Genomic DNA, 13,233 nt, shown 5'->3' on the forward strand with positions numbered 1-13,233 from the left:
TGATATTATACCGCTCGTGAATAGCACAAAATTTGACATGAATTATATAATGCGTTCATTAATGATAGATTATTATTTTGTTATATAGTGTTAAAATTTTCAGCAATCTTGAAGGGGGATAATCTTTAAATGAAACAGTTAATGCAGGGGAACTCAGCAGCAGCCCGGGGACTTTATGAAGCCGGATGTTGTGTTGTGTCGAGTTATCCCGGCACGCCCAGCACTGAAATAACGGAAGAAGCCGCAAAATTTGACGAGATTTACTGCGAATGGGCACCTAATGAAAAAGTTGCTATGGAGACAGCTTTCGGGGCATCACTGGCAGGAGTCCGGAGTTTTTGCGGAATGAAGCACGTCGGACTCAATGTCGCCGCAGATCCTTTATTTACTGTGTCATATACGGGAATTAATGCAGGCATGATTATTTGTGTAGCTGATGATCCCGGTATGCACTCATCGCAGAACGAACAGGATTCGCGACACTATGCACGAGCTGCAAAATTGCCCATGCTTGAGCCTTCTGACTCACAGGAATCACTAGAATTCTTTAAACGAGCATTTGACATATCAGAAGAATTTGACTCGCCCGTAATTATAAAAATGTGCACTCGTATAGCTCACTCGCAATCTTTAGTCGAAACCGGAGAAAGAGTCGAACTCAACGCGCGCCCATATGTGAAAAATATTGCAAAATATGTAATGATGCCCGGAAATGCAATTAAACGTCATCCCATAGTAGAAGAACGTATTAAAAAATTGCAGGAACTCGCAGAAAATATTGATATAAACAAAATCGACTCCGGCCGTGATAACTCAATCGGGATAATTACTTCGTCAACGAGCTATCAATATGTTAAAGAGTCATGCGGTGATTTGTACCCTGTTTTAAAGCTGGGAATGATTTGGCCGTTACCTGACGAGAAAATAAAATCTTTCGCAAAAAGTGTTAAGCGTTTAATCATAGTTGAAGAGCTTGACCCGTTTATTGAGTCTTATTGTAAGTCGCTCGGACTCGAATGTGAGGGCAAAAATTTATTCAAACTTGAGGGCGAATTAAGTCAAAATATTATCGCTGAAAAGTTAAATCTTGCTACAAATAACGGCCTTAAACTTGACGAGAAAATCCCTCCGCGTCCTCCTGTAATGTGTGCAGGCTGCCCGCATAGAGGATTATTTTACACGCTCAATAAATTAAATTGTACGGTTTTGGGTGATATAGGCTGTTATACACTGGGAGCAGTTGCGCCGCTGTCTTCAATGGAAATGACTCTCTGTATGGGAGCTTCAATAAGCGCACTTCACGGATTTAATAAGGCACTTGAGAATTCAGACACGAAATTAAAAACTGTCGCAGTAATAGGCGATTCAACCTTCATGCATTCGGGAATGACGGGACTCGCAAATATCGCATATAATCAAAGCAATTCACTTGTCATAATTCTTGATAATTCTATAACGGGAATGACAGGACATCAGCAGAATCCTACAACAGGATATAATATTAAAGGTGTCCCGGCCGGGAGAATAGATTTAGAGAGTCTATGCAGGGCAATGGGATTTAACCGCGTAAAAGTAATAGATCCCTACAATTTGCAGGAATGCGAGTCAGTTATTCGTGAAGAGCTAGAATCAAATCAACCCAGTGTAATAATTTCCCGCCGTCCCTGTGCACTATTAAAATATGTCAAGCATAAGCCCTCATTACTCGTAAATAATTCTAAATGTGTCGGCTGTAAATCTTGCATGAAAATAGGCTGTCCTGCAATCGCAATTAAAGACGGTAAGGCAAAAATTGACTCGACTCTCTGTGTAGGCTGCGGAGTGTGTCAGCAATTATGTAAATTCGACGCTTTAGAATCTCAGGAGGCTGAATAAATCATGGCAGCAAAAAATATTATGATAGTCGGAGTCGGAGGTCAGGGCAGTGTCTTAGCTAGTAAATTACTCGGTCATCTGCTGACTTCACAAAATTATGACGTAAAAGTCTCTGAAGTTCACGGAATGAGCCAGCGGGGCGGGAGTGTCGTTACTTATGTGAGATACGGCGAAAAAGTTTATTCACCAGTTATAGACAAAGGCCAAGCTGATTTTATAGTCTCGTTTGAAATGTTAGAGGCAGCAAGAAATTTAGAATATTTAAAGCATGACGGCCAAATTGTAACGTCGACACAAGAGACTGATCCCATGCCGGTTTTGACAGGTGCAATGACTTATCCGGAAAATTTATTAGCAAAAATTAAATCGCTCGGAGTTAAAGTTGACGCGCTTGACTGTTTGAAACTCGCAGAAATGGCCGGGAGCTCAAAAGCTGTAAATCTTGTCTTACTTGGCCGGTTAAGTAATTATTTTGATGATATACCCGTTCAAGCATGGGAAGAGTCAATAAATTCATGTGTTCCTGCTAAATTCTTAGAGCTGAATCTCAAAGCCTTTAATTTAGGTAGAGACGCATAAATATTTTATAAAGAAGGTATTATTTACACGATGGAAATTAAGCAGAAATATTATCAGCCCGAAATTGAGACAATGCCGCACGAAAAAATTCGCGAATTACAAAACGAGCGGTTATTAAAGCAAGTTCGTCATGTCTGGGAAGATGTCCCGTATTACCGCGCTAAAATGCAGGAAAAAAATTTGACTCCCGATGATATTAAATCACAGGACGATTTATACAAGCTCCCATTTTTGACAAAGGACGATTTACGCAAAGCATATCCATACGGCTTAATGGGCAAACCGTTAAAAGACTGCGTCAGAATTCAGTCAACATCAGGCACAACAGGACAAAGAGTCGTAGCGTTTTACACTCAGCACGATTTGAATATCTGGGAGACAATGTGCGCACGAGCGATTACAGCAGCAGGCGGAACAAATGAAGATGTTGTACAAGTTTCATACGGTTATGGGCTGTTTACTGGCGGGCCGGGGCTTAACGGCGGGAGTCATTTAGTCGGTTCTCTCACGATTCCTGCGTCTTCAGGAAATACTGACAGACAAATAATGTTCATTAAAGATTTATCGGCGACGATTTTATGCTGCACTCCGAGTTATGCGGCTTTTATCGGTGAACGCATGAAAGAAATGGGAATGACTCCGTCTGATATTCCATTGAAGGCGGGAATTTTCGGGGCTGAGGCATGGTCAGAAAGTATGAGACATGATATTGAGGCAACTATGGGAATCAAAGCCTATGACATTTACGGACTGACAGAACTTTGCGGGCCCGGAGTCTCGTTTGAATGTTCGGATCAACACGGAATGCACATTAACGAAGATTATTTTATAGCAGAAATTATTAACCCTGAAACCGGCGAAGTATTACCAGAAGGGAGTCTCGGCGAACTTGTTTTCACGACTTTAGACAAAGAAGCATTCCCGTTATTGAGATATAGGACTCGTGATATTTGCTCACTTACTCGCGAAAAATGCCCGTGCGGCCGTACTCATGTGAGAATGACGAAACTCAAAGGCCGGAGCGATGACATGTTGATAATTCGCGGTGTAAACGTCTTCCCGAGCCAGATCGAGACCGTATTAATCAATCAGGGCTATCCTGCAAATTATCAAATTATAGTTGATCGAGTAAATAATACTGATACACTTGACGTAAGAGTCGAAATGACTCCGGAAATGTTCACGGACAATCTCGGCGAAGTAAACAAGAGACAGGCAAAATTAGTTGACGGTCTTCGTTCAATGCTGGGATTAACTGCTAAAGTTACTCTTGTCGCGCCTAAGACAATAGCACGCAGCGAGGGTAAAGCAGTAAGAGTCATAGACAACCGCAAAATTTAAAGGAGTGTGCAAATTATGAGCGTTAAACAAATTTCTGTATTTCTTGAGAACAGGCCGGGCTGTCTTCACGAGATGACAAAGGCACTCGCTGATAATAATATAGACATGAGGGGGCTTTCACTTGCTGAGACGAGTGATTTCGGTATAGTGCGCTTAATTGTCGATGATGTTTACGGGACAGCAAATGTTTTGAAATCGGCGGGATTTATTGCGAGCATCACGGACGTTATAGCCGTTGAAGTTCCGAATGTTCCCGGCGGCCTGAATAAAGTATTAGAAATTTTGCAGGGCGTTAATATCAACGTTGAATACATGTACGCGATTTTAGGCAACCAGAAATCAGAAAACGCGTATATAATTTTCAGGGTAAATGACAACGAGTCGGCTTCTGATTCGCTCATGAAAGCAGGAGTCAGAATAATGAATCAAGAAACTTTATCGGCTCTATAAAATATTAAAAAATTTTTCCGGGACTGATTCGCGCGAGTCAGTTCCATTTTTTATATTATAATTATTGCTATATATTTATTTAATAAGGAGGAATCTATAACGTGAAGCAAAGACTTGCGGATTATGTAGCTGATTTTCTTGTCTCACACGGCATAAAACACTGTTTCAGTGTCGTAGGAGGCGGGGCAATGCATTTAAATGACGCGTTAGGACATAAGGACGGCCTCAAAGTAATTTATACTCATCACGAACAGGCGGCTGCAATTGCTGCGGAATCATATGCGAGACTCGATAATAATATTGCTGCTGTCTGTGTTACAACTGGGCCGGGAGGTGTGAACGCTTTAACGGGCGTATTATGCGGCTGGCTTGACTCTATTCCCATGTTTATTATAAGCGGCCAAGTACGTTATGACACTACAGCGAGATATGCTAAAAAATTGCGCGGTATAAATTTGCGTGCGCTCGGTGATCAGGAATACGACATAATTAATTCAGTCAAAGCAATGACAAAATACGCCGTAATGATCGAGAACCCCGAACGAATTAAATACGAACTCGAACGAGCTTATCATTTAGCGACAACAGGACGGCCCGGCCCGGTTTGGCTTGATATTCCCGTAAATTTTCAGGGCGCATATATAGAAACTAGCAATCTTGAAAGCTATGACCCTTCAGAAGATGATAAATTACTGCCTCCCGCTGTGAGTGATGACGTTATAAAAGATGTTATCTCGCTCATAAAAGAGTCAAAACGTCCGGTTTTATATGCAGGTTATGGCATAAGATTATCGGGCGGCTATGAAATTTTCAGGCAGTTAATCGAAAAATTAAATATTCCCGTTGTTACATACTGGAATGCGATAGATTTAATAGAGAATTCTCACAGGCTTTACACGGGCAGGGGCGGCAATATGGGCGACAGACCCGGAAATTTTGCGGTTCAGAATTCAGATTTAGTGCTGGCAATAGGGACTCGCTTATCGATTCGTCAAGTCGGCTATAACTGGGACACATGGGCGAGGGCTGCAAAAATTATCATGGTCGACATCGATAAAAACGAAATGAACAAGCACACTATACACGCAGATTTTAAAATATGGGCAGATGCTAAAGATTTTATGAATAAATTAAACGCTGCAATAGATCACAAAATTTTTAATGACTCGTCATGGCTTGAGACCTGCTCAAACTGGAAAAAAAATTATCCCGTTGTATTGACTCGACACTATGAGCAGAAAAAACTTGCTAATATATATGCATTTATAGATTATCTCAGCAGTAAATTACATGATAAAAATTTAACGGTTGTATCAAACGGCGCGTGCTGTGTTGCAGGCAGTCAGGCATATAGAATCAAGAAAGACGCGAGATTTATTAATAATAGCGCAACTGCTTCAATGGGCTATGGACTCCCGGCTTCAATCGGAGCATGCGTAAATTACATAGGGGGGGGGGGGGGCATCAACTGGCGCAAGGACTCAAGTAATTTGTCTCGAAGGCGACGGCAGCATAATGATGAACTTGCAGGAACTCCAGACAGTAATAACAAATAAGCTCCCTATAAAAATTTTCCTAGTAAACAATCAAGGCTATCACTCAATCAGGCAGACCCAGCGAAATTTATTCAGCAATCACACACGAGTCGGAATCGGTCCGGAGTCCGGTGATCTGTCATTCCCTGATTTCAGCAGGATTGCAACGGCGTTCGGATATAAATATTTGTGCGCTCATGATAATTCAGAGATGGAACGTGCAGTAGATGAGGCTTTAAATTTTGACGGAGCTTTATTTTGCGAAATTTTCACGGACACAGTGCAGAACTGGGAGCCCAAGAGCAGCGCAAGAAAATTAGAAGATGGGACTCTAGTAAGTTCACCGCTTGAAGATTTAGCCCCGTTTTTGCCCCGTGAAGAGTTAAAGCGCAATATGTTTATACCGTTGATTGACGAGTAAATTATTTTATTCAGGTCCGAGAATCTTTGCTGCGTTATCGTAAAATATTAATTTTTTCTCGGACTCGTTTAAATCGAGCGAGTCAAAATCTTTAACGCATTGAATTTGTGAACTCCACGGCGAGTCAGTCCCGAATAAGACTCGATTCGCCCCGAAAATTTTTATAATTCGCGTGAATTCTTGAGAGTTTAACATTTTGCACTGATCTTGACTCGTATAGAAATTATCATTATTAGGGATAAATTCTCCCAGTGAGAACGCAGTATCTATATAAATATTTTCACGATCAGCAAAAAATTTTATAGAATCTTCCCAGCAACGCCAGCCGCCCATATGAGCGAGAATTACCCGGCAATTATTCCCGGCCAAGTCAAGAGATTTTGCGATTCGTTCGGGGAGTGCTTTATCATCATCAGGAAATCCAATATCAAAACCAGCATGAATCATCACGGATAAATTAAACTCGCCGGCAAATTTCAAAATATTTATAAATCTCTCGTCATCGATATTTACTCCCTGATAGACCGGGTGAATTTTAACGCCTTTAACGCCTGAACTTGATAATCTTGCAAACTCTTCACGGATAAATTTATTATTGCAGTCCGGGTGAATTGCCCCGAATGAAAAAATTTTGCCGGTATTATTTATTGAGATTGCGGAGTCATTTATTTTGCTGACTTGTTCGGGCTTGGTGGCTACTGGCTGCAGGACTGACGCTGATATTTCAGCATTTGACATTGATTTAATGAGAGACTCAAGCGTTCCCTCAGTAAAATATTTCGTGTGACTCTTACTTGATAAAATTTTCAGGGCATGAGAGGCTATTTTTTCGGGGAATGTGTGAACGTGAAAATCTATTATATTCATGTGATATATACTCCTTTACAGCGTGAGTGAATAAAGCCGCCGCGGGGCGGGTGGGTGGGAGCGGCGGCAGGAAAAATTTTTTGTAACGAGTGGGTGATGACAACAAGGAAAATTTATAGCTCGCAATAAAATATTTACTCATCATCACCGAGCGCGCTGGATTGCTTGACAGTAACCGTCTTTGTGTAGCAAGAGAACGCATTATCAATGAAATTTTTATCCGGCTTAGGAGTAATAAAGCTCACAACAGGCACAATAATAAATCCTGCTAACATGCAAAACGCTCCGGCATTAATGGGCGATTGTAATAGAACCGGAAAATCTGAACGTATAAATATATTCGCAATCATTACGGCACTCGAAAAAATAAAATTAACCCAGCAAGCTAATTTACTAACTCCCTTCCAGTAAAGACTATACATGAAAGGTGCTAAGAATGCCCCGGCCAGTGCTCCCCATGAGACTCCCATTAATTGAGCTATAAACGTAACATTTGATTTATACTGAATCAGCGCGAGAATAACAGAAATTATTATGAATATCACGATTAAGATTCTCATTATAAATAATTGCTTTTTTTCGTCCATCTGCTTAATTATATGTCCCTTCAGTAAATCAAGAGTAAGAGTCGAACTTGACGCAAGCACTAACGACGAAAGAGTCGACATTGAGGCCGATAATACGAGAATTACTACGACTCCCAGCAAAATATCAGGCAGTCCTGACAGCATAACGGGAATAACTGAGTCATAACCTTCAACGGGGACTCCAACTCCGGCGGGGTCTAATTGTGCGGTGAATAAACGCCCGAATCCTCCCAGAAAATAGCAGCCTCCAGCAACAACAAGCGCAAATAATGTCGAAATAATTGTCCCCTTTGAAATGTCGCTCTCGTTCTTAATCGCATAAAATTTCTGTACCATTTGAGGGAGTCCCCATGTTCCTAAGCTCGTTAAAATTATTACTCCTAATAAATTAACTGGATCAGGGCCGAAGAATGACGCGAAAATCCCCCGTGATTTTGCAAGAGGTGTTATCGCCTTAGGATCTGCAATTTCTGAAATTCCCGACAAGGCCGCATAAAATCCGCCTTTACTCTCAAGAACTGCAATTACAACGGCAGAAATTCCCAGCAGCATAATTATACCCTGAATGAAATCATTTATAGCAGTTGCCATATAGCCGCCCGCTATTACATAAATCCCCGTCAAGACAGCCATTATTACAACACATAACGAATAATCTATATTAAATGCCATCCCGAATAAACGACTTAAGCCATTATATAAACTCGCTGTATATGGAATCAGGAACACAAAGCAAATTATTGACGCGGCAATTTTTAAAGCATCACTCGTGAATCTTTTCCCGAAAAAGTCAGGCATTGTAGCACTTGATAAATACTGACTCATTATTCTAGTTCGACGGCCAAGAACTGCCCACGCCATTAACGAGCCTATAAATGCATTTCCAAGCCCGACCCATGTAGCAGCGACTCCGTAACGCCAGCCAAATTGCCCCGCATATCCTACGAAGACAACCGCAGAAAAATAACTAGTTCCATATGCAAACGCTGAGAGCCACGGCCCGACTGATCTGTCAGCAAGGACGAAACCGTTGACATCTACTGAATGTTTACGGCAATATAAACCGATTCCAAGCATAAGCCCGAAAAATAACACGACTAATAAAATTTTTAGAATCATAATAAATTAATCACACTTTCTAATTAACAATCTAACAAATTCGCAAAAGATTAAACCTGTTCAGACTCAAAATCAAGTCTCATAAATGTGTGCAAAAAATTTTATTGTGAAATATTTTCGTGATTTAAGTGATAATATATTTTATAGGCGGGGTAAAATGGGCAAAAAAAAATTGGCTCCACAACCAGGACTCGAACCTGGAACCTAATGATTAACAGTCATCCGCGCTGCCGATTGCGCTATTGTGGAACACAACGAAAGAAATTTTACTGTAACATGCCGAATTTGTCAAATTTATTTTTTAGCGTTTATTATAAAATTTTGATATAAATCACAGCATAATAACTCGTTAAATAAGTGTGATAATTATTTTATGAGCTTATATAATATGGAGGTAATTTATTAATGCGAAATTTATTCGGGCTCTCACAGCTTGATTTTTTCAGGGAATCGCTTGACTCTCAAAGTCTTGAGACTCTAAATAAAGCAGTAGAGAGAATCACGAAAACTAAACAAAGCGGCGGCCGTGTAATGGTAGTAACAGGAAGCGGGCCGAATATTCACGAGGGAGTAACGACTCTTATAGCCGAGTTAATACGAGTCGGAATCGTTGACGCTGTATCTACAAGTTCGGCAGTAATTGCCCACGAAATGGCCGGCTCTCTCGATAAAGTTTTCAGGGTTGACGCAAAATCTTTAAATATGGACTTAAGCAAAATGCCCCGCGGAGATGTCTATGAGTTCACTTGCATGACTGATGACGAAATTAACGCGCTTAAACGTGAAATGCCCTTAGACGACGATTTATTAACACGCGGGAAGAATTTGCCGAAATTGAACGAGATTATCAAAGCAGCCGGAAATATGGCTTATCCCATGGGACTCAGAACAGAGAGACTCGCGCATGAAGTATTGAGTCTCGCGAGAATTTACGGACTCCCATTTGAAAAAGTTGCGGGCTGGGGCTGTGATGATAAAACAATGCTGGGAGCTGCGGACAAAAAAAATATTCCTGTTCTCGTTACTATTCCGCAATTAGTCGGCGGCGGAGCTGTAGGAATGTCAATAGGCGACTCGATTCCTGTTTCTGAGCGTTCTATGAGAATTTCAAGAATGCTAGCATCATGTGATGTAATAATTGAGTCGGCAGTTGCTTTGACACAAGAAATTCATGACGGCCCATTTGAATGCTACACGGGGCACGGGATCTGGGCTGATTATTCGGGACAAGCGACTTATAATTTACGGGACAAAAATTTAATCAGAATCGATCTTGACGAGAATTTACGCCGGGCAGTCGAATTAAATAAAACTGTTCAGGAAGCAATTGACAAAGGACTCCCGAAAACTAAGGCCGCAAAGATTCCATTCAGAATGGAAATGTCAGCATTTGCACGTCATGAAGGGAGCTTGCCTATTGTCGGGGATATTGGCAAAGTCTGGCCGTTAATTGCTCATGATGTCGCTAAAAATTTAGGAGTCGAGCTTGAATTTCTCTCATCGTCTCAAGATACTCCGGAAGGTGCGTTAATGCGTGAATACATAGTAAATAATGTAAAGCCTCTTGACCGTGAAAAAATGTTAAAGCGTTCTCAAAATTATATGATTCAATAAAAATTTTTGCCGCCGTCTCATTCCCACCCGCCCACCCCATTCGACGGCGGCTTGCTACACACGCTTTAATTCTTATATACTAGAGGAATCAGGAATCCCTCCGCGACTTCATTTGCCATCGCCTTCCCCTCAAGAATCTCAAGCAGCTTTAACGCAAATATCGGAGTTACTGCCGGCCCCTTTGCTGTCGTGATATGACCAGCTGTCTCGACTCTTTCAGAACCTTTTGACGCTCCCGTTAAATGATGTTCGAGTCCCGGATAACATACTGCTTTGCGGCCTGCTAAGACTCCAGCTTTACCCAGTGCCGCCGGTGCTGCACAAATCGCCGCGATATATTTTCCCTCAGCGTTATATTTCTTGAGTAATTCCTGTAATCCCTCGTGATTCGCTATCTCAAGAGTTCCCCCCGGTAAAATCAGCATGTCAAATTTTTCGTCTTTAACTGAGTCAAACATTGCTTCAGTCCTCACGCGAATTTTATTTTTGCTGGTAACTTCTTGACTCCCTGTGAGTGATACAATCGTTACTACAACACCGCCGCGACGTAAAATATCTACAGTCGTGAGTGCCTCTGTTTCTTCAAAACCGTCAATTAAGAAAATTGCTGCTGTCTTCATAATAATAAATCACCTCGTGAAAATTGTATCATGTTATTCAAGCGATAACGAGATTATTTATTTTCCGCCGCAAGTCATATGCTGAGCACCTAAAGGAATCCGAGAAATAAATTTATCAAGAAATCTCAAGCCTGCTAACTGTTTAGGGAAGAAGACTATATATTTTCCTGAAATATTCTTAAAGCCTGCACATGTAAGCAAATTTTTGCACTCTGAAATATTAAGCATAATTGCATCGTCATCGACTGGGCTGTTATTCACGAGTTTTCGCGTGAGGGGATTCGTCATATTGTGCTCGATTATTATTAATTTTCCGCCGGGCTTAAGACGCTTATAAATATTTTGCCGGGACGCTCGGACTCGGGGACAACGTGATGTAAAACTGTGATTAATAAAGCAATATCATAGTCCGAATCTAATTCAGCAAGATTACTCGTGAAAAAATTTCTCCCAGTGCGAATCTCTTCAGGGACTTGATCAATACTTTTGCTGCTGACATCGAATCCGTGAATAATAATATTATTAAATGCGTCATAAATAGTTTTAGAGAATAGCCCGACCCCGCAGCCGTAATCTAAAATTTTCAGAGGATTTGAAGTCAATTTTTGTTGAGAATTAAATATCTTCCTGAGATAAAAAATTTTGTATTGATTAAAATATTCGTGCGGGTTGCCCTTAAGAACTGCAGATAATTCGTTATCTACTTCGCTTGAATAGTTCTCTGCAAATGAGTCAAATTCTTGTTCTTGTCCTGACTCCTGACTCCTGACTCCTGACTCCATTATGATTATCACGCCTTTATAAAAATTTCAAGGGCATTATAGCATAAATTTTATATATTTCTTTGTGCGATAAAATTTTTAGCTTGAGATTCTAATAAGTAAATAAGTTTACTTATATTCTCACGCGTTAATCCCTGAGAGTGCAATTATATATTTATATTCGCTGCGAGATAAAATTTTTTGCCTGTGCTTTCAGTAAATCAAGCAATTTATTTATATTATTACGCGTTATCTTGACTCCGAGTCTTTGAGGCTGCAATTATATATCTTTACTTTTCTGAGTAATAAAATTTTTTGCCTGTGATTCCAGTAAATTAAGCAAATTATTTATATTTTTACGCGTTATCTTGACTCCGAAGCCTTGACTCTCTAATTCCGGATAAGACTCGCCGTTGCAAATAATATTTATAATAATATCGCCGATTTCTGCTTTATAGTGGCTTGTTTCGAGATAATTATTATTATTGATAGTAATACTATTCAGCCCGCTGAAATTATAGAAGTCCGTTATTTTTGCCAGTTCAGCAAGGAAATAAATATAATTTCTCTCAAGTGAGGCCAAGTAAGTAATATAATGCATGGGATTTGTGAAAATTACGAGTTCTATATTATTATCACGGCAAATTTTCACGATTTCGCGAATGTCCTTCAGTGTCGAATCCATAAATTTCTCCCCGTTAAAATCTCCCATAGCCGGCACTGCTTTATCCCAGTCATAATTTGAAGTCATATTATAGTCAAATTCATAGCCGTAATTATAGAATTTATCAGCAAAATTTTTCACAGGTGAGTGCTTTATAATCTTCCCGATTGATTGAAAAGTTACAGCTGCATTTAAGTAAAGCGAGTAAAAATGTTCGGGATTTTCGCGCAAATATTCATACGGGCAGTTAAGAGGCTTTGTAATATGTTCACTATATGAAACAGTGTAGCTCATACTGTCAAAGGCCATATAAATTTTTGCAGGCTTTATATTATTAGCTAGAAAAGTTTTTATATTTGCTAAATGTTCACAAGGAAGTCCGGCCGGGTAAGTCATATTATAAACTTTTCCGCCGTTATTGATTTTCTCAGGATTGAGGGCTGTGACTCGTGATGAGCCGAATATAAAGCCATTAAACTTTTCAGGATTAGCAAGAATATATTTCATCTTGATATAATTCTGATTAGGCGTTACTCCGTTGTCCCTGATATTGAACGCGTGAAAGACGTTAAACGGGTCTATTAACACAGGCAAAATGACTTGAATAATTATAAAATATGCAGCAAGGAACGAAAATTTTACGAGAAATTTTTTCATAATTATATCGAGACTCCTAATTTATATATTATCCCTGATATTATTGCGTGAAGGACGAATCAGCACAGGCAAAATTATTAAATATCCAGCAAGAAATTTTTTCACTCCGACACCTCATTATTTATAATGACGTTATTATATCA

13 protein-coding genes and 1 tRNA gene are annotated in these 13,233 nt (G+C 40.1%); 7 read left to right on the plus strand and 7 right to left on the minus strand.

Going from position 1 to position 13,233, the window contains the following annotated elements:
• Positions 1-129: 129 nt before the first annotated feature.
• The 6 genes from iorA to IJT21_11295 all read left to right on the plus strand — a co-directional run bounded on the left by iorA (position 130) and on the right by IJT21_11295 (position 6,201).
• Positions 130-1,875: an indolepyruvate ferredoxin oxidoreductase subunit alpha gene (gene iorA / locus IJT21_11270; protein ID MBQ7578832.1), complete on the plus strand. Its 1,746-nt coding sequence runs from the start codon at positions 130-132 to the stop codon at positions 1,873-1,875.
• Between the two features lie 3 nt (positions 1,876-1,878).
• Positions 1,879-2,454: an indolepyruvate oxidoreductase subunit beta gene (locus IJT21_11275; protein ID MBQ7578833.1), complete on the plus strand. Its 576-nt coding sequence runs from the start codon at positions 1,879-1,881 to the stop codon at positions 2,452-2,454.
• Between the two features lie 30 nt (positions 2,455-2,484).
• On the plus strand, positions 2,485-3,795 hold the full coding sequence (locus tag IJT21_11280; protein ID MBQ7578834.1) for a phenylacetate--CoA ligase: 1,311 nt from the start codon (positions 2,485-2,487) through the stop codon (positions 3,793-3,795).
• Positions 3,796-3,810: 15 nt separating this feature from the next.
• Entirely contained in the window at positions 3,811-4,245 is a 435-nt protein-coding gene (locus IJT21_11285; GenBank protein MBQ7578835.1) for an acetolactate synthase, read from the plus strand.
• A gap of 101 nt (positions 4,246-4,346) precedes the next feature.
• Complete coding sequence (locus IJT21_11290; GenBank protein MBQ7578836.1) at positions 4,347-5,801, plus strand: thiamine pyrophosphate-binding protein; 1,455 nt, start codon at positions 4,347-4,349, stop codon at positions 5,799-5,801.
• On the plus strand, positions 5,734-6,201 hold the full coding sequence (locus tag IJT21_11295; protein ID MBQ7578837.1) for a hypothetical protein: 468 nt from the start codon (positions 5,734-5,736) through the stop codon (positions 6,199-6,201). The genes IJT21_11290 and IJT21_11295 overlap by 68 nt, the downstream gene beginning before the upstream one ends.
• Positions 6,202-6,207: 6 nt before the next feature.
• Here the strand turns inward: IJT21_11295 and IJT21_11300 are convergent, their stop codons facing one another.
• From IJT21_11300 to IJT21_11310, 3 genes are all read right to left on the minus strand, one after another.
• Positions 6,208-7,068: an amidohydrolase family protein gene (locus tag IJT21_11300; protein ID MBQ7578838.1), complete on the minus strand. Its 861-nt coding sequence runs from the start codon at positions 7,066-7,068 to the stop codon at positions 6,208-6,210.
• Positions 7,069-7,202: 134 nt separating this feature from the next.
• Positions 7,203-8,774: a sodium:solute symporter family protein gene (locus IJT21_11305; GenBank protein MBQ7578839.1), complete on the minus strand. Its 1,572-nt coding sequence runs from the start codon at positions 8,772-8,774 to the stop codon at positions 7,203-7,205.
• Positions 8,775-8,947: 173 nt separating this feature from the next.
• Positions 8,948-9,023: transfer RNA gene (locus IJT21_11310), tRNA-Asn, on the minus strand.
• 156 nt (positions 9,024-9,179) lie between these two features.
• Between IJT21_11310 and IJT21_11315 the strand changes: the two genes are divergently transcribed.
• A complete protein-coding gene (locus IJT21_11315; GenBank protein MBQ7578840.1) occupies positions 9,180-10,388 on the plus strand; it encodes a deoxyhypusine synthase family protein in 1,209 nt (402 codons plus the stop codon).
• Between the two features lie 65 nt (positions 10,389-10,453).
• Here the strand turns inward: IJT21_11315 and IJT21_11320 are convergent, their stop codons facing one another.
• The 4 genes from IJT21_11320 to IJT21_11335 form a co-directional block, all read right to left on the minus strand.
• Positions 10,454-11,008, minus strand: a complete 555-nt coding sequence (locus IJT21_11320; GenBank protein ID MBQ7578841.1) for a DJ-1/PfpI family protein — start codon at positions 11,006-11,008, stop codon at positions 10,454-10,456.
• Positions 11,009-11,065: 57 nt separating this feature from the next.
• Positions 11,066-11,296 (minus strand): hypothetical protein, encoded by a 231-nt coding sequence (locus tag IJT21_11325; protein ID MBQ7578842.1) that lies wholly within the window; start codon positions 11,294-11,296, stop codon positions 11,066-11,068.
• Between the two features lie 17 nt (positions 11,297-11,313).
• Positions 11,314-11,790: a class I SAM-dependent methyltransferase gene (locus IJT21_11330; GenBank protein MBQ7578843.1), complete on the minus strand. Its 477-nt coding sequence runs from the start codon at positions 11,788-11,790 to the stop codon at positions 11,314-11,316.
• Positions 11,791-12,049: 259 nt separating this feature from the next.
• A complete protein-coding gene (locus tag IJT21_11335; GenBank protein ID MBQ7578844.1) occupies positions 12,050-13,090 on the minus strand; it encodes a hypothetical protein in 1,041 nt (346 codons plus the stop codon).
• Positions 13,091-13,233: the final 143 nt, after the last annotated feature.

It is taken from the genome of Synergistaceae bacterium (assembly GCA_017443945.1).
In the GTDB taxonomy this organism is placed as follows: Bacteria; Synergistota; Synergistia; order Synergistales; family Aminobacteriaceae; genus JAFUXM01.

Coding starts and splice junctions, on each gene's coding strand:
- iorA (MBQ7578832.1), top strand. CDS start 130: ATGAAACAGTTAATGCAGGGGAACTCAGCAGCAGCCCGGGGACTTTAT.
- IJT21_11275 (MBQ7578833.1), top strand. CDS start 1,879: ATGGCAGCAAAAAATATTATGATAGTCGGAGTCGGAGGTCAGGGCAGT.
- IJT21_11280 (MBQ7578834.1), top strand. CDS start 2,485: ATGGAAATTAAGCAGAAATATTATCAGCCCGAAATTGAGACAATGCCG.
- IJT21_11285 (MBQ7578835.1), top strand. CDS start 3,811: ATGAGCGTTAAACAAATTTCTGTATTTCTTGAGAACAGGCCGGGCTGT.
- IJT21_11300 (MBQ7578838.1), bottom strand. CDS start 7,068: ATGAATATAATAGATTTTCACGTTCACACATTCCCCGAAAAAATAGCC.
- IJT21_11305 (MBQ7578839.1), bottom strand. CDS start 8,774: ATGATTCTAAAAATTTTATTAGTCGTGTTATTTTTCGGGCTTATGCTT.
- IJT21_11315 (MBQ7578840.1), top strand. CDS start 9,180: ATGCGAAATTTATTCGGGCTCTCACAGCTTGATTTTTTCAGGGAATCG.
- IJT21_11320 (MBQ7578841.1), bottom strand. CDS start 11,008: ATGAAGACAGCAGCAATTTTCTTAATTGACGGTTTTGAAGAAACAGAG.
- IJT21_11325 (MBQ7578842.1), bottom strand. CDS start 11,296: ATGACGAATCCCCTCACGCGAAAACTCGTGAATAACAGCCCAGTCGAT.
- IJT21_11330 (MBQ7578843.1), bottom strand. CDS start 11,790: ATGGAGTCAGGAGTCAGGAGTCAGGAGTCAGGACAAGAACAAGAATTT.
- IJT21_11335 (MBQ7578844.1), bottom strand. CDS start 13,090: ATGAAAAAATTTCTCGTAAAATTTTCGTTCCTTGCTGCATATTTTATA.